The 16,211-nt window shown below is 67.7% G+C and carries 15 protein-coding genes; 8 read left to right on the top strand and 7 right to left on the bottom strand.

Features of this window, described 5'->3' with window-relative positions; genetic code table 11:
- The first annotated feature begins 645 nt into the window (after positions 1-645).
- Positions 646-2,757, top strand: a complete 2,112-nt coding sequence (locus tag AC3WTC_RS19865) for a glycosyl hydrolase family 18 protein (RefSeq protein ID WP_154879304.1) — start codon at positions 646-648, stop codon at positions 2,755-2,757.
- A gap of 117 nt (positions 2,758-2,874) precedes the next feature.
- Here the strand turns inward: AC3WTC_RS19865 and AC3WTC_RS19860 are convergent, their stop codons facing one another.
- Together AC3WTC_RS19860 and xerD are read right to left on the bottom strand one after the other, a co-directional pair.
- Positions 2,875-3,666, bottom strand: a complete 792-nt coding sequence (locus tag AC3WTC_RS19860) for a thioredoxin fold domain-containing protein (protein WP_032977259.1) — start codon at positions 3,664-3,666, stop codon at positions 2,875-2,877.
- A 100-nt stretch (positions 3,667-3,766) separates the two neighbouring features.
- Entirely contained in the window at positions 3,767-4,744 is a 978-nt protein-coding gene (gene xerD / locus AC3WTC_RS19855; protein WP_025879354.1) for a site-specific tyrosine recombinase XerD, read from the bottom strand.
- A 56-nt stretch (positions 4,745-4,800) separates the two neighbouring features.
- Between xerD and AC3WTC_RS19850 the strand changes: the two genes are divergently transcribed.
- Complete coding sequence (locus AC3WTC_RS19850) at positions 4,801-5,289, top strand: RDD family protein (protein WP_025879355.1); 489 nt, start codon at positions 4,801-4,803, stop codon at positions 5,287-5,289.
- 82 nt (positions 5,290-5,371) lie between these two features.
- Here the strand turns inward: AC3WTC_RS19850 and lptG are convergent, their stop codons facing one another.
- Both lptG and lptF read right to left on the bottom strand, forming a co-directional pair.
- Positions 5,372-6,478 (bottom strand): LPS export ABC transporter permease LptG, encoded by a 1,107-nt coding sequence (gene lptG, locus AC3WTC_RS19845; RefSeq protein ID WP_025879356.1) that lies wholly within the window; start codon positions 6,476-6,478, stop codon positions 5,372-5,374.
- Entirely contained in the window at positions 6,475-7,557 is a 1,083-nt protein-coding gene (lptF, locus tag AC3WTC_RS19840; protein ID WP_032977254.1) for an LPS export ABC transporter permease LptF, read from the bottom strand. Before lptF ends, lptG begins: the two co-directional genes overlap by 4 nt.
- 104 nt (positions 7,558-7,661) lie before the next feature.
- On the opposite strand from lptF, the gene AC3WTC_RS19835 reads away from it, so the two are divergent.
- The 5 genes from AC3WTC_RS19835 to AC3WTC_RS19815 all read left to right on the top strand — a co-directional run bounded on the left by AC3WTC_RS19835 (position 7,662) and on the right by AC3WTC_RS19815 (position 13,745).
- A complete protein-coding gene (locus AC3WTC_RS19835; RefSeq protein ID WP_099782768.1) occupies positions 7,662-9,140 on the top strand; it encodes a leucyl aminopeptidase in 1,479 nt (492 codons plus the stop codon).
- 97 nt (positions 9,141-9,237) lie between these two features.
- On the top strand, positions 9,238-9,663 hold the full coding sequence (locus AC3WTC_RS19830; protein ID WP_025879359.1) for a DNA polymerase III subunit chi: 426 nt from the start codon (positions 9,238-9,240) through the stop codon (positions 9,661-9,663).
- Between the two features lie 19 nt (positions 9,664-9,682).
- Positions 9,683-9,874 carry a YqaE/Pmp3 family membrane protein gene (locus AC3WTC_RS19825; RefSeq protein ID WP_025879360.1) on the top strand — a complete coding sequence of 64 codons (192 nt, stop codon included), beginning with the start codon at positions 9,683-9,685 and terminating at the stop codon, positions 9,872-9,874.
- A gap of 34 nt (positions 9,875-9,908) precedes the next feature.
- Complete coding sequence (locus tag AC3WTC_RS19820) at positions 9,909-12,767, top strand: valine--tRNA ligase (RefSeq protein WP_492712360.1); 2,859 nt, start codon at positions 9,909-9,911, stop codon at positions 12,765-12,767.
- A gap of 156 nt (positions 12,768-12,923) precedes the next feature.
- Positions 12,924-13,745, top strand: a complete 822-nt coding sequence (locus AC3WTC_RS19815) for an EamA family transporter (protein WP_059065961.1) — start codon at positions 12,924-12,926, stop codon at positions 13,743-13,745.
- Between the two features lie 58 nt (positions 13,746-13,803).
- Here the strand turns inward: AC3WTC_RS19815 and rimI are convergent, their stop codons facing one another.
- The 3 genes from rimI to pssA are packed head-to-tail and all read right to left on the bottom strand — an operon-like array spanning position 13,804 to position 15,586.
- On the bottom strand, positions 13,804-14,301 hold the full coding sequence (gene rimI, locus AC3WTC_RS19810) for a ribosomal protein S18-alanine N-acetyltransferase (RefSeq protein ID WP_032952160.1): 498 nt from the start codon (positions 14,299-14,301) through the stop codon (positions 13,804-13,806).
- Positions 14,298-14,810 carry a hypothetical protein gene (locus AC3WTC_RS19805; protein ID WP_492712359.1) on the bottom strand — a complete coding sequence of 171 codons (513 nt, stop codon included), beginning with the start codon at positions 14,808-14,810 and terminating at the stop codon, positions 14,298-14,300. Before AC3WTC_RS19805 ends, rimI begins: the two co-directional genes overlap by 4 nt.
- Positions 14,807-15,586, bottom strand: coding sequence for a CDP-diacylglycerol--serine O-phosphatidyltransferase (gene pssA / locus AC3WTC_RS19800; RefSeq protein ID WP_025879365.1), 780 nt, complete (start codon positions 15,584-15,586; stop codon positions 14,807-14,809). Before pssA ends, AC3WTC_RS19805 begins: the two co-directional genes overlap by 4 nt.
- An 80-nt stretch (positions 15,587-15,666) precedes the next feature.
- On the opposite strand from pssA, the gene AC3WTC_RS19795 reads away from it, so the two are divergent.
- Positions 15,667-16,044: a DUF4124 domain-containing protein gene (locus AC3WTC_RS19795; RefSeq protein ID WP_025879366.1), complete on the top strand. Its 378-nt coding sequence runs from the start codon at positions 15,667-15,669 to the stop codon at positions 16,042-16,044.
- The last annotated feature ends 167 nt before the right edge of the window (positions 16,045-16,211 follow it).

Raw genomic sequence — 16,211 nt, 5'->3', positions numbered from 1 at the left:
TACGTCCCTGTAAGCTCGGTCGCGCCATCCATGGCGCTCACGCCCCCGCAACCGGACCCACCCCGCCTTCGACAGATTTCCGCGATCTGAGGTAGATCCACGCCATGCGTGGATGCTCTGCGGTAATGCCGGCCGCTGGCCGGCAACCAGGGAACATCAGAAATCAGGCATTGAAGAGCGAAGCGATCGGCGTTTGATTTTGATCTTTTGTTCGTCTTTCGTGGCTGGCGCCACAGGAACCTGTCGGGCGCCGGGCGGGTGGGCTGCGCAGGGGCGTGAGCCGCATGGATGCGGCGACCGAGCCTACAGGGACGTATTCACGGCGTCCCCTGCGCAGCCCACCCGCCCGGCCCACCCCCAGAAATCCGCTGTAAACGACCAAACCCCAGCCACGAGGGGGCTCCGCCGCTGGCCGCCGACCGCGCGCCAGCGCCGCTCTCCGCCAAATCCCCGAACCATGCACTCGCTCACGGATTGACCACGCAATTGATGACAACGTTGTCCCCACCTGGCGCCGGACTCTCTCCCCGGCCCACCAGGTACCTCCGTCCGCCCCCTCCGTCGCCTTCCCGGGCGACGTCCGGACCCTGCGTTACGTGCGGCGCCGTCTTGGCCCGCGCGCCAACCATCGATCGGAGACACACCATGTACGACCCGCTTGTGCAGAGTGCCGATGTACGCAGTGCCCACCCTTCCCTTCATCGCTGTCGCCCGCGCCGTCTGGCCTGGTTGCTGGCCCTGGCCGGGGCGGTCGCCCTGCCCGGCCTGGCCCAGGCCGCCAGTTGTGCCGGCGTGGCCGAGTGGGATCAGGCCAAGATCTACCGCAGTGGCGACACCCTGCAGAAAGGAGGGGTCCTCTACCGGGCGAACCAGGACATCTGGAATGCGCCGCCGGACCATCCGGCCGGGGCGCCCTACTACACCAACCTCGGCGCCTGCGACGGCGGCGGGGCCAACCAGCCGCCGGTGGTCAGCCTGACCTCGCCGGCCAACGGCGCCACCTTCAGCGCCGGCAGCACGGTCAACGTGACCGCCAACGCCAGTGATGCGGACGGCAGCGTCAGCAAGGTCGAGTTCTTCCGCGATGGCAGTTCGCTGGGCATCGACACCAGCGCGCCGTACAGCGCCAGCTGGGCCAACGCCAGCGCCGGCAGCCACACCCTGCGCGCGGTCGCCACCGACAACAACAACGCCACCGCCAGCACCGCGACCATCACCATCACCGTCAACGCAGCCAGTGGCGATACCACCGCGCCCAGCGTGCCCGGTGGCTTGGCCGTGGGCACCCGCACCGCCAACAGCATCGCCCTGAGCTGGAGCCCCTCCACCGACAACACCGGTGGCAGCGGCGTGGCCGGCTACGACGTGTACCGCAATGGCAGCCTGGTCGGCTCGCCGTCCAGCGCCAGCTATGTCGATGGCGGCCTGGCTGCATCCACCAGCTACAGCTACCGCGTGCGTGCCCGCGACAACGCCGGCAATGCGTCGGCACAGGGCACGGCAGTGACCGCCAGCACCCTGGCCGGCGACGGTGGCACCACCGGCAAGCGGGTCATCGGTTACTTCACCCAGTGGGGCATCTACGGCCGCAACTACAGGGTCAAGAACATCGACAGCAGCGGTTCGGCCGCGCGCCTGACCCACATCAACTACGCCTTCGGCAACGTGCGCAACAACCGCTGCGAAGTAGGCATCACCCAGGCGTCGGACCCGAACAGCGGAGCCGGTGGCGATGCCTTCGCCGACTACACCAAGGCCTTCGGTGCCGGCGAAAGCGTGAGCGGCAGCGCCGATACCTGGGACCAGCCGCTGCGCGGCAACTGGAACCAGCTCAAGCAGCTCAAGGCCAAGTACCCGGGCATGAAGGTGCTGATCTCGCTGGGTGGCTGGACCTGGTCGCGCGGCTTCTCCAGCGCGGCGCAACCGGCCAACCGCCAGGCCTTCGTCGCTTCGTGCATCGACGCCTACATCAAGGGCAATCTGCCGGTGACCGACGGTGCCGGTGGCCCCGGTGCGGCGCTGGGGGTGTTCGATGGCATCGACATCGACTGGGAATACCCGGTGGCCTGCGGTATCGCCTGCGGCACGCCCGAGGACAACGCCAACTTCACCGCGCTGATGGCCGAATTCCGCCGCCAGCTCGATGCGGTGCGCCCGGGCCTGCTGCTGACGGTGGCAGTCGGCGCCGGCATCGACAAGATCCGCGTCACCGATCCGGCCGCGTACCACCCGTACCTGGACTACATCAACGTGATGACCTACGACTTCCACGGCGCGTGGGATGCGAAGACCAATCACCAGTCGGCGCTGTTCGATTCGCCGAATGATCCGTCCACCGGCGACCAGAAGCTGTACAACAGCAACGACGCCATCGAGGCCTTCATCAGCCGTGGTGTTCCCGCCGCCAAGCTCAACCTGGGCATCGGTTACTACGGGCGCGGCTGGACCGGGGTGACCAACGCCAACAATGGCCTGTACCAGAGCGCCACCGGTGCGGCACCGGGTACCTACGAGGCTGGCATTGAAGACTGGAAGGTGCTGAAGAACCTGGCGTGGCCGAGCTACACCGACAACACCGCCGGTGCCACCTGGATCTACAACGGCAGCACACTGTGGAGCTTCGATACCCCGGCCAACATCACCCGCAAGATGGGCTACGTGAAGACCCAGGGACTGGGCGGTGCGTTCGTCTGGGAGTTCAGCGGCGACGATGCGCAGGGCACGCTGACCAAGGCGGTCAGTGATGGGTTGAAGTAAAAAAAAAGCCGGGGGCGCACTGCGTCCCCGGCTTTCTGTCTGATGCATCCGCCGGGCATGGCCCGGCGCTACCCGCCCATCCACGGTAGCGCGGGGCCATGCCCGGCGGCGTTTCAATCAGCGCTTGGCCGACAGCTTCTCCAGCGCGGCACGCAGCTGCGCCGGCGGCAGGTAGCCGCCGAGCTGGGTGCCATCGGGCGCGAAGATCGCCGGCGTGCCATTCACGCCCAACTGCTGGCCCAGGGCGTACTGCATCGCCACCGGGTTGGTGCAGTTCTTCGCTGCCACCGTGCCACCACGCTTGGCATTGGTCAGCGCCTGGCGGCGATCGGCCGCGCACCAGACCGAGATCATGTCGGTGTAATCCTTGCTGCCCAGCCCCATGCGCGGGAAGGCCAGGTATTCGACGGTGATGCCGTTGCGGTTGAGCTCGGCGATGTCCTGGTGCAGCTTGCGGCAGTAGCCGCATTCGATGTCGGTGAACACGCTGATGGTGTACTTCGCGTTCGGCGCGGCGAACACGATGCGGTCGCCATGGTTGGCCTTGGCCAGCAGGTCGCGACGATAGCCCAGCAGGCCTTCGCTGTTGGCCGGGCTCTTGGCGCGGGTGTCGTAGGGCTGCGACTGGAACAGGTAGCGGCCGTCGTCGGAGACGTACAGCAGCTGGCCGGAGACCACCACTTCACGGAAGCCCGGGAAGGGCGCGGCACCGATGTAGTCCACCTGGAAGCCGGGGTTGAGCTCGGTCAGCGCCTTGCGCACGGCCTGCTCGGCCGGAGCATTGGCCGTGGCGGCAGGGCCGGCCTTGGCTGCCGCTGCAGCGGGGGCCTTTGCGGCGGGCGGGGCGGGCTGGGCGCAGGCACTCAGGCTGAGCGCGCCGAACACGGCGGCGATGGCGAATCGGAGCATGGAGCAGTCCGCAGCAGAAAGAAGACCCCGGATTCTGACACAGCCATCCTGAGCGGTCCGCGATGCCGCGCACAGGCCCGGCAGGGGTTCAGCGGCGGGCTCAGCCGCGTGGATGATGGCGGGCGTGCAGTTTCTGCAGGTGTTCGCGTGCGACCAGCGTGTAGATCTGCGTGGTGGACAGCGAGCTGTGGCCCAGCAGCATCTGCAGCGCGCGCAGGTCGGCGCCACGGTTCAGCAGGTGGGTGGCGAAACTGTGCCGCAGGCCATGCGGACTGATCCGCGCCGGGTCAATACCGGCCACCGCCGCATAGCGCTTGACCAGGTGCCAGAACGCCTGGCGGGTCAAGCCATGCAGCGCCGGTTCGATGAACAGCGGCGTCTGCCCGTCGGCCAGCGCCTGCACCTTGCCCTTCCCCACCAGCTGCGGTCGCGACTGCTGCAGGTAGCGTTCCAGCCAGTACTGCGACTCCTCGCCCAGCGGCACCAGGCGTTCCTTGCTGCCCTTGCCGGTCACCCGCAGCACACCCTGGCGCAGGTTCACCGCGGTGGCGGGCAACAGCACCAGCTCGCTCACCCGCAGCCCGGCGGCATACATCAGCTCCAGCATGGCGCGGTCGCGCAGGCCGAGCGGACTGTCGATATCCGGTGCCGCCAGCAGCGCGTCGATCTGGCTCTCTGCCAGTGCCTTGGGCAGCAGCCGTGGCAGCTTCGGCGGGTCCAGCAGTGCGCTGGGATCCTCGCTGCGTTCGCCACGCCGCACGGCATCGGCGAAGAATGCACGCAGCGCCGACAGCAACCGCGCGTTGCTGCGCGGTGACCAGTTGTGGCGGGTGCGCCAGGCCAGGTAATCGAACAGACCGGCACGTTCAATACCGGCCAGACCACCGTCGCGCCCGTCACACCAGCGCGCCAGGCCTTCAAGGTCGCGGCGATAGCTGTCCAGGGTGGCGCGGGCCAGACCGTGCTCGGCCCAGATCGCATCGAGGAAACGCTGGATGCGCTGGCTGTCCTCGCCGCGCAGCTCGGGCAATTGCTGGACCAGCTGACGACGTTCGGCGGGGGTGGAAGTGACGGCCATGCGCGCAGGATACGAGGCCAACTGCGGGCACGGCCAGCATTGCGTATGCTCGGCACATGTCGAGCCCCGCCACCGATGCGGCCCACGTCGCCGCTGATACGCCCCGCCCGCGCGCGCTGCTGCTGTGGCGCCTGCTGGCGATGATCTATGACGCGCTGCCGGTGCTGGCCTTGTGGATGCTGGCCGGCACGGCCTTCACCCTGGCCTATACGTTCAGCGGCCATGCGCAGCGCGACAACATCGCGCCTTTCAGTGCCTGGCAATGGCTGTTGTGGGCGGTGTGCTGGGCCATGACCGGGTGGTATGCCACCGCCAGCTGGCGGCGCGGTGGGCAGACGCTGGGCATGCGCCCGTGGCGCTTGAAGCTGGAATCACGCGATGGCACGCCGTTGCGACGCGGCCAGCTGTGGCTGCGCTTCGCGGTGGCCACGCTGTCGTTGCTGCTGGGCGGATTGGGCTTCTGGTGGGCCTTGGTGGATCGCCAGCGGCTGACCTGGCACGACCGCGCGAGTGCCACGCAGCTGTTGCGGATGCCGAAGCGCTGACCTGTCCTGGCAGCGCCGGGCCATGCCCGGCGGGCGCGGGATATCGCACACCTTCGCCGGGCATGGCCCGGCGCTACCGGAATCAGCCCGATTTGCGCCGGAACAACAACCCGGACACGGCCAGCATCACGATCGGCGGCAGCGCGTAGGCAATGCGGTAGTCGAACTTGAGCGCACCGGCCATGCGGCCGAAGAACAGCTGCAGCAGCCAGAACGCCAGCGCGAACAGGATGCCCAGGAACAAGCGCTTGCCCATGCCGCCACTGCGCAGCGAACCGAACGCGAACGGCACCGCCGCCAGGCACAGCGCCAGCACATTCAACGGATAGAACCAGCGGCTCCAGTACACATCCTCGTAATCGCGTGCATCCAGCCCGTTGCGCTCGCGGTAGGCGATGCTGGTGCTCAGCTCGGACACGCTGAGGTTGCGCGGCTTGGCGATGCCGGTGGCCAGGGCGCCGGCATCCAGCTTGGAATTCCACGGCTCACGGGCCGCTTCCTGGCGCGTTGCCGAGCGCTCGCCGAAGGTGTCACGGCGCACGCCGGTCAACACCCAGCCATCCTTGTCATGCTCGGCGGTGGCCGCATGGGTCAGCGTACCGATCCGACCCTCTTCGTCGATCTTGTACAGGCGCACGTCACGCAGAATCAGCCGGGTGCCCTTGTCGCCGACCAGCTGTTCTTCGCCACTCTGTGCATTGAGGAACGTGTCACCTTCGCGCGCCCACAGGCCGGAGTAACGCGCCACCGCCATGTCGGTGCCCCACTTGGCACTCATCTTCAGCGAATCGGCGCGGTTCTGGCCCCACGGCCCCAGGGTCTCGGCGCTGATCACCATCAGCCCGGTCAGCAGCGACAGGGCGATCGCCACCGATACGCTCAGGCGCTTGCGCGACAGGCCCAGCGCGCGCAGCGCCGTCAGCTCCGAGGTCGCGGCCAGCTGGCCCAGGCCCATCAGCGCGCCGATCACCGCCGCGGTCGGGAACATCGTGTAGGCCCGGCGCGGCACGGTGTACAGCACCCAGGCGGCCGCATGGCCCAACGAATAGCCGTTCTTGCCGATGTCCTTGAACTCGCCGGAGAAGGCCATCAGCACGTCCAGGCCCACCAGCACCGCCCAGGTCAGCAGCACGGTACCCAGCACTGCCCGGCCCAGGTACAGATCGAAACGCATCGGTCGCAGCATCATGCGCGGGCTCCCTTCGGGCGGGCCATGCGGCCGTCACGCGCGTACATCCAGATCGCCAGTGCCAGCAGCGGCAGGGTCAGCCACCACAGGCCAAGCGCCGGCGGAATCTGGCCATTGGCGATCCAGCCACTGCCGATGAACATCAGGTTGGTACCGACCATGTAGGCCATCAGGGCCAGCATCATCCGCCCATAGCGCTGCTGGCGCGGCGAACTGCGTCCCAGCGGCACGGTCAGCAGGGCAAAGGCCAGTGCGATCAGCGGCGGCGCCAGACGGCGGTGCAGCTGTGCCTGGGCCTCGGGGCGCTTGTCACCGAACAACGCGGTGGTCGGCATCAGTTCGGGGTCATCACTCTTGCGGGCCTCACTGCCGTCGGGCAGCGCCACGTCGTTGCGGGCGAAGGTCGCCAGGCGGTAGTCCAGTGCGCCGGCCGCCGGCCCTTCCAGCTGGTGGCCATCATCCAGTTCGAGGAAACGCTGGCGGGCGCCTTCGAAGTACATGCGGCCGCTGGCGGCGGACACCACTTCAAGGCGATCCTCCTTCTGCCGCTGCAGGAACACCCGGCCCAGCTGGCTGCCATCGGGCGAGATCGAGGCGACATAGACCACCCCGCCATTGGGCAGCGGGGTGAAACGGCCCGGCTCCAGGCCGGCCATCAGCACGCTGCGGTTGGCGTCCTGGACCATCTGTTCGGCGGTGCGCCCGGCCCAGGGGCCGAGCCACAGCGAACAGGCACCGACCACCGCGATCACCGGCAGCACCAGCATCAGCAGGGGCTTGAGCAGGCGCCGGGGGCCGACACCGATGGCGGTGATGACCGCCATTTCCGAGTCGCGGTAGAGGCGGGCGATGGCCAGCAGCAGGCCCAGCATCAGTGCCAGCGGCAGGATCAGCGGCATGTAGACGATGAACTGCAGGCCCAGCTGCGAGAACAGCAGCTTGGCCGGCAGCCGCCCGTCGGCGATGTTGCCGAGGATGTCCACCAGCACGCCGCCCACGCTGACCACCAGCAGGACGATCAGGGTAGCCAGGAAACTCTGGACGAAATCGCCCAATAGATAGCGGTCGAGCTTCAACATGGGGCGGTGGTTTAAACTCTCAGGTTCGTTCGCGGTGCCGCCCAGTCTAGCGTCTGGGCGTAAACGGTCCGCGATTGTACGGACTTGCCAATGGAATCTGCTCAATGGCTCTCGAATTCACCCTGAACCACCTCGCTGCGGCTTCGGCCGCCGTTGACTGCATCGTCGTCGGCGCCTATGCCGACCATACCCTGACTGCGTCCGCGCAGGCACTGGATGCTGCAAGCGGTGGCCGCCTGGCCGCCCTGGCCCAGCGCGGCGACCTGTCCGGCAAGACCGGCGCCACCGCCCTGCTGCACGACCTGCCGGGCGTCACCGCCCCGCGCGTGCTGGTGGTCGGCCTCGGCGATGCCGCCCGCTTCGGCGTGCCGCAGTACCTGAAGGCGGTCGGCGATGCCGTGCGCGCGCTGAAGGCCGGCGCTGCCCGCAGCGCACTGTTCACCCTGTCCGAAGTGGCAGTGAAGGACCGCGACGCGGCCTGGGCGATCCGCCAGGCGGTGATCGCCGCCGACCACGCTGCCTACCGCTACACCGCCACCCTGGGCAAGAAGAAGGCCGACGATGCCGGCCTGGCCCAGCTGGCCATCGCCGGTGATGACGCGCAGGCCCTGGCCCAGGGCCAGGCCATCGCCGCCGGTGTCGAGTTCGCCCGCGAGCTGGGCAACCTGCCGCCGAACTACTGCACCCCGGCCTATCTGGCTGAAGTGGGCGTGAAATTCGCCGGCGAGCATGACGGTGCCGAAGCCGAGATCCTCGACGAGACCCAGATGGAAGCGCTGGGCATGGGCTCGCTGCTGGCCGTGGCCCGTGGCTCGGCCAACCGCCCGCGCCTGGTCGTGCTGAAGTGGAGCAATGGCGGCGACGCCAAGCCCTACGTGCTGGTCGGCAAGGGCATCACCTTCGATACCGGTGGCGTCAACCTGAAGACCCAGGGCGGCATCGAAGAGATGAAGTACGACATGTGCGGTGGCGCCAACGTCATCGGCACCTTCGTCGCTGCGGTCAAGGCCAAGCTGCCGTTGAATCTTGTGGTGGTGGTCCCGGCGGTGGAAAACGCCATCGACGGCAATGCCTACCGTCCGTCCGACGTCATCACCTCGATGTCGGGCAAGACCATCGAAGTGGGCAACACCGACGCCGAAGGCCGCCTGATCCTGTGCGACGCACTGACCTACGCGCAGCGCTTCGAACCGCAGGCGCTGGTCGATGTGGCCACCCTGACCGGTGCCTGCATGGTCGCCCTCGGCCACCAGACCGCAGGCCTGATGAGCAAGCACGACGACCTGGCCAACGAGCTGCTGGCTGCTGGCGAGCAGGTCTTCGACCGCGCCTGGCGCCTGCCGCTGTGGGACGAGTACCAGCCGATGCTGGATTCCAGCTTCGCCGACGTCTACAACATCGGCGGCCGCTGGGCCGGTGCCATCACCGCCGGCTGCTTCCTGTCGCGCTTCGCCGAAGGCCAGCGCTGGGCCCATCTGGACATCGCCGGCGTGGCCAGCGATGAAGGCAAGCGTGGCATGGCCACCGGCCGTCCGGTCGGCCTGCTGAGCCAGTGGTTGCTGGACCAGGTCGCCCGCGCCTGACGCTGTACCTGACCCTGGCCGGCAACCGCCGGCCGGGGCCTCGCCGGTCCAGCCGCCACCCGGCATGGACCGGCACCTGCCTCACCTGGATGCCGCCATGCCCCGCGCCGACTTCTACCTGATCGCCAAGCCCCGTTTCCTGACCGAGCCGTTGCGCCTGGTCTGCGAGCTGGCGCGCAAGGCCAACGACGCCGGGTTGTTCACCCTGGTCCTCGCCCGCGACCAGGCCCAGGCCGAAGAACTTGACGAACTTCTCTGGTCGTTCGACGACGATGCCTACATTCCGCACCAGATCGTGGGTGAGGACGTGGACGAGGAAGAAGCCCTGGTGCTGATCGCCCCGCCCGGCGGCGAGGCGCCCGTGCGGCCGCTGGTGATCAACCTGCGCGACGAACCCTGGCTGGGCCAGTGCGAGCGCGTGCTGGAAGTGGTCCCGGCCGATCCGGAAGCGCGCGAACCACTGCGCGAGCGCTGGCGCCAGTACAAGACCGCCGGCTACGACCTGAACAAGCACGACATGTAAGCCCTGCGAGGACCCCTTGATGCGCCTGCTGATCGCCCTGATTCTTCCCTGGCTGTCCTTTTTCACCATCGGCCGGCCGTTTGCCGGCATCGTCTGCCTGATCCTGCAGATCACCCTGATCGGCTGGCTGCCCGCCGCGATCTGGGCTGCCTATTCGGTCAGCCAGTACCACACCGACCAGAAGATCCGGCGCACCCTCGGGTCGCGCTGATCTCCCTTCCCGCCTTGATGACTGGTTCCCCCGCATGACCCAACTCGCCTCCAGCTACGACCCGAAGTCCTTCGAGACCGACCTCTACGAGGCCTGGGAGAAGGCCGGCCATTTCAAGCCGTCCGGCAAGGGCGAGCCGTACACCATCCTGCTGCCGCCGCCGAACGTGACCGGCACCCTGCACATGGGCCATGCCTTCCAGCAGACCCTGATGGATGCGCTGGTGCGCTACCACCGCATGCGCGGCTACGACACGTTGTGGCAGGTCGGTACCGACCACGCCGGCATCGCCACCGAGATGGTGGTCAGCCGCAACCTTGCGCTGGAAGGCAACGGCGAGACCCGCGATTCGCTGGGCCGCGAGGGCTTCATCGGCAAGGTGTGGGAGTGGAAGCAGCAGTCCGGTGACATCATCGAACGGCAGATGCGCCGCCTGGGCACCTCGGCCGACTGGTCGCGCAGCACCTTCACCATGGACCCGCAGCCGTCCGAAGCGGTGATCGAAGCCTTCGTGCGCTGGCACGAACAGGGCCTGATCTACCGTGGCCAGCGCCTGGTCAACTGGGATCCGGTGCTGAAGACGGCGATCTCGGACCTGGAAGTGGAGAGCGCCGAGGAAGAGGGTTTCCTGTGGTCGATCGCCTACCAGTTGGATGAAGGCCTGAGCTACGAGCACGTCGAGCGCGATGCCGACGGCGTCGAGACCCTGCGCGAAACCCGCGATTACCTGGTGGTCGCCACCACCCGCCCGGAAACCCTGCTGGGCGACACCGCGGTGATGGTGCATCCGGAAGACGAGCGTTACCTGCACCTGATCGGCAAGAGCGTGGTGCTGCCGCTGACCGGCCGCCGCGTGCCGGTGATCGCTGATGACTACGTGGACCGTGCGTTCGGTACCGGCGTGGTCAAGGTCACCCCGGCGCATGACTTCAACGATTACCAGGTGGGCGTGCGCCACAGCCTGCCGATGATCAACCTGTTCACGCCGGTGGCCGCGATCAACGACAACGCGCCGGAACGTTTCCAGGGGCTGGACCGTTACGACGCGCGCAAGGCCGTGCTGGCTGAACTGGAAGACCTGGGCATCCTGGTCGAGACCAAGGCACACAAGCTGCAGGTGCCGCGCGGCGACCGTACCGGCCAGGTGATCGAGCCGTACCTGACCGACCAGTGGTTCGTGAAGATGGACGAACTGGCCAAGCGTGGCCTGGAGCTGGTCGAAGGTACCGATGGAAAGCCGGGCAGCATCTCCTTCGTGCCGCCGAACTGGATCAACACCTACCGCCACTGGATGACCAACATCCAGGATTGGTGCATCAGCCGCCAGCTGTGGTGGGGCCACCGCATTCCCGCATGGTTCGATGCCGCCACCGGCAGCTGCTACGTCGGCCGCAGCGAAGACGAGGTGCGGGCGAAAAACAATCTCGGCAGCGACGTCGTGCTGAGCCAGGAAAGCGACGTGCTGGAGACCTGGTTCTCCTCGCAGCTGTGGCCGTTCTCCACCCTGGGCTGGCCGAACGAGCAGGCGATGGCCGAGCGCGGTTTCGACCGCTACCTGCCGTCGTCGGTGCTGATCACCGGCTTCGACATCATCTTCTTCTGGGTGGCGCGCATGATCATGGCCACCGACAACCTGACCGGGAAGATCCCGTTCAAGGACGTCTACTTCACCGGCCTGATCCGCGACGGCCAGGGCCAGAAGATGTCCAAGAGCAAGGGCAACGTGCTCGACCCGCTGGACATCATCGACGGCATCACCATCGATGATCTGGTGGCCAAGCGCACCGGCGGGCTGATGCAGCCGCGCATGGTCGAGAAGATCGAGAAGGCCACGCGCAAGGAGTTCCCGGACGGCATCGCCGCCCATGGTGCCGATGCGCTGCGTTTCACCATCGCCGCGCTGGCCACCCATGGCCGCGACATCAAGTTCGACATGAACCGCGCCGAGGGCTACAAGAATTTCTGCAACAAGCTGTGGAACGCCAGCCGCTTCACTCTTATGAACACCGAAGGTGCGGCGTTCACCGGCGTGCCGACGCCGCGTACCGATGCCGAGCGCTGGATCCTCTCGCGCCTGGCCGCTACCACCGCCGAAGCGCAGGGTCATTTCGCCGCCTATCGCTTCGACCTGTTGGCGCAGTGCCTGTACGAATTCGCCTGGAACGCGTTCTGCGATTGGTTCCTGGAGCTGAGCAAGCCGGCATTGAACGGCGCCGATGCCGCCGACGCCGACAGCACCCGCCACACCCTGCTGTACGTGCTGGAAGCGCTGCTGCGCCTGCTGCACCCGTTGACCCCGTTCATCACCGAACAGCTGTGGCAGCAGCTGGCACCGCGCCTGGGCCTGGCCGAAACCACGCTGTCGCTGCGGCCGTACCCGACCGCCGCCGAATTCGAGGGCGACTTCACCCAGGCCGAGGCCGACGTGGAATGGTTGAAGGCGGTGATCAGTGCGGTGCGCCGCGTGCGCAGCGAACTGAACGTTGCCCCGTCCAAGCTGGTGCCGCTGCGCCTGCTGGCCGGCCAGGAACATGCCGGGCAGAGCCAGGACCGCGAGCGCATCGAGCGCTTCAGCGCTTCGCTGTCGTTCCTGCTGAAGCTGGACAGCATCCAGTGGCTGGCCGACGCACAGAGTGCGCCGCCGGCCGCCGCCGCGATCGTCGGTGAGCTGAAGCTGCTGGTGCCGCTGGAAGGCCTGGTTGATCTCGATGCCGAGCGCGCGCGCCTGGACAAGGAGATCAAACGCGTGGAAGGCGAACAGGAGAAGAGCGAGACCAAGCTGGCCAAGTTCTCCGACAAGGTTCCGCCGGCGGTGATCGAGCAGGAACGCGTGCGCCTGGTCGACTGGAACAACCAGCTGGCCGGCCTGCGCGAACAGCGCGCGAAGCTGTAGCGCCGCCCGGGTAGGTGCGGACCTTGGTCCGCACCGCTGTGATGTGCCAACCCAGGTTGGCACCTGCCAAAGCACCAACCCTGGTTGGCACATTCTCGAGGTCGACGCCGGGCAATGCCCGGCGTTTCCTTTTGCCACGCGTGGCATCATCGCTTGATGCCGCTTTCCATCTTCCTGCTGGTCCTCGCCGCCGCCGCACTGCACGCCAGCTGGAACGCGATCGTCAAACGCGGGCCGGACAAGTTCCTCGGCACGGTGCTCGTCACCGGCAGCGCTGCGCTGTTGTCTGCGCTCGTCTTGCCGTGGCTACCCTTCCCCGCCGCGGAAAGCTGGCCGTGGCTGGGCGCTTCGGTGCTGCTGCAGGTGACGTATTACGCGTTGGTCGCACGCTGCTACCAACAGGTCGACATGAGCCTGGCGTATCCGATGATGCGTGGTTGCGCGCCCATCCTCGTTGCGCTGGCCGGCGCCGTGCTCGGCGAACGCCTGCCGCCGTCGGCCTGGCTCGGTGTCCTCCTGGTGAGTGGCGGCATCCTGTGCATGGCCCGCGGCGCACGTGGCGGCCAGCTGCGGCTGCCGTTGCTGACGGCGGCGATGATCGCCACCTACACCCTGGTCGATGCGCAGGGCGCGCGACTGTCCGGCAATGCGCTGAGCTACACGTTGTGGCTGTTCCTGCTGTCGGGCATTCCGTTGCCGTTGTGGGCGCTGCATCGGCAGCGCGGCAAGCTGCTGGCGTATGCGCGCCGGCACTGGCCGCTGGGCGTGGCCGGCGGCATCGGTACCACCGCCTCGTATGCGATGGCGCTGTGGGCGATGACCCAGGTGCCGGTGGCAATGGTGTCGGCGCTGCGCGAATCGTCGATCCTGTTCGCGCTGCTGATCTCGGTGTTCCTGCTGCGCGAGCGGGTACCGCGTGCACGCTGGGTGGCGGCCGCGCTGATCGTGGCTGGCGTGCTGGCGCTGCGGCTGGCGTAAACAACGCATCGGTAGCGCCGGGCCATGCCCGGCGAGCGCAGCGGCCACGCGACGCCGATTACAGCGGCGGCATTGTCTCCAGCTCGCCGTCCACCAGCTCGATCGCCATCACCAGCGCATCTTCGCGCCCCTGCGCAGCAGGGTAGTAGCGGGGACGCCGGCCGATCTCGTTGAAGCCTTCGCTGTGATACAGCGCCAGGGCCGGGGTGTTGGACGGACGCACTTCCAGGAACACCCGCTGCGCGCCTCGATCACCGGCCAGGCGGACCAGCGCACGCAGCAACTGTCGGCCGAGCCCACGCGACTGCACCAGCGGATCGATGCAGATGTTCAGCACATGTGCTTCATCGGCAGCGAGGCTGAGCACGCCATAGCCGATCAACAGGCCATCGCGCTCCATGGCCAGGCCGGGGTAACCGGCACGCAGGCAATCCAGGAAAATGCCGCGGGTCCAGGGATAGGGGTAGCCACGCACTTCGATGGCCATCACCGCGTTGAGATCGCTCTCGCGCAGCGCACGCAACGCCACCGGTCCGGGCTGGCTGACCGCGCTCATGCGGTTCCGCCCTTGCGCAGCGCGCGCAGCTGCGGCCACAACGCGCGCTTGGCTGCGGGGTCGCGACGCAGTTGCTCCAGCGGCCAGTTGTCCATCAGTGCCTGGGTGGCGGGGTCGTTGGGATTGCAGCCCGAGGCACGCAACAGCGCGATCTGCAGGCGGTCAGGCAGGCGCACCAGCGGCTGGCGCGCGTTGCCGGTGGGCAGCGGACGGGCCGCAGCCGGTACGGTGTCCGGCGCCACCACCGGCACGGCAGTGCGTGGTGGCGCGCGCTCGAGCCGAGGCTCCGGCGCCGCACCGCGCTGGCTGGGTGCGTGCTGCATCGAAGGTGGAGCCGCGCGCGTCGCCTCGACCGGCACGGGTGCCGATGCTGCGGCTTCAGCCACGCTCAGCTGCAGTGCCGCGTCCATTTCGGCGGCCAACTGGCCGTCGTGATAGACGGTGTAGCCCATGGCCTGCAGCCAGGCCTGCTGGGCCGGGGACCACAACACGGGCAGGTCCTGGCTCACGCCGCCTCGGGCTTCTTGCGCAGGCGCTGCACGCCCCACATCACCGGGCCTGACAGGGCGTACAGGATGCCGACGACGAACAGCACGCGGGGCAGGTCGATCACCGCGATGGCGATGGCGATTGGCACCAGAGCCAGCACCAGGAACGGAACACGGTCCGAGCGTGCGCCCTGCTTGGCCGCGCCGCCCTTGAAGCTCCAGAAGCGGATGCGGCTGACCATCAACAGTGCGGCGACCAGGGTCACCGCCAACGCCACGAAGCGCAGCTCGTTGCCGTTCCAGCCCAGCGTGCCATCGGCAAAGGCCCAGACGAAGGACATCATCAGGCCGGCGGCAGCCGGGCTGGCCAGGCCAACGAACCAGCGCTTGTCGACAACGGCCACCTGGGTATTGAAGCGCGCCAGGCGCAGCGCCGCGCAGGCGGCGTACAGGAACGCCACCGCCCAGCCCAGGCGACCGACCAGCTCACCGTCGTATTTCAGTTCCGACAGGGACCAGTGATACATCACCAGGGCCGGTGCCATGCCGAAGCTGACCAGATCGGCCAGCGAGTCGTACTGCACGCCGAACTCGCTGCTGGTACCGGTCAGGCGCGCGACACGGCCATCGAGGCCGTCCATCACCGCCGCCACGAACACGGCGATGCTGGCGTTGACGAAATCCCCGTTGGCCGCAGCGATGATGGCGTAGAAGCCAGAGAACAGCCCAGCCGTGGTGAACAGGTTGGGCAGCAGGTAAATCGTGCGCGAGCGCGGCGGCGGTGTGATCGGGTCCATGGAATCCAGTTTAATCGACTTGCCAGCGGTCGGCGCCAATGCTGCAATCGGCGTTCTACGCCCATTCTGCGGAGTTTGCCATGCGTGCCCTGTCCTGCCTGGGTTGCCTGCTGCTGTTGGCCAGTACCACTGCGCTGGCCGGCCCTGTCTACAAGTGGAAGGATGCCAAGGGCGTGACCCAGTATTCGGAAACGCCGCCGGCCGGGGCAAAGTATGAGACGCGTGCCCAAGCCAGGACAGCGGCGACGGACGCGGCCCCCGAGCCTGCCGCCGCGCCGGTGCCGGAACAATGCAGCACCGCCCGCGCCAACGTGACGCTGCTGGAAGGCACCGGCCCGGTGATGCAGGACACCGATGGCGATGGCAAGGCCGATACCGCGCTTACCCCGGAACAGCGCAGCGCGCAGAAGGGCCTGGCCGAGGCGGCGATCAAGGCGTACTGCCCTCCGGCGGGTTGAGGGGGATCGGCCGGGCGGCGCCCGGCACCCGCAGAGGCAACGGCCGAAGCAACGGCAACAGCAACAGCCGGCTCTGGGTTTTCCTTTGATTTGGCGGGGCGGTGTGGGTGGGCAGGACACGCCGTAAACCCATCCCTGGGGGCTCGATGGCGCCATCCATGGCGCCA

Source organism: Stenotrophomonas sp. FW305-C-20-S1 (assembly GCF_058783335.1).
The sequence above is the reverse complement of the archived record's forward strand: the minus strand, read 5'-3'. Positions and strand labels throughout refer to the sequence as shown.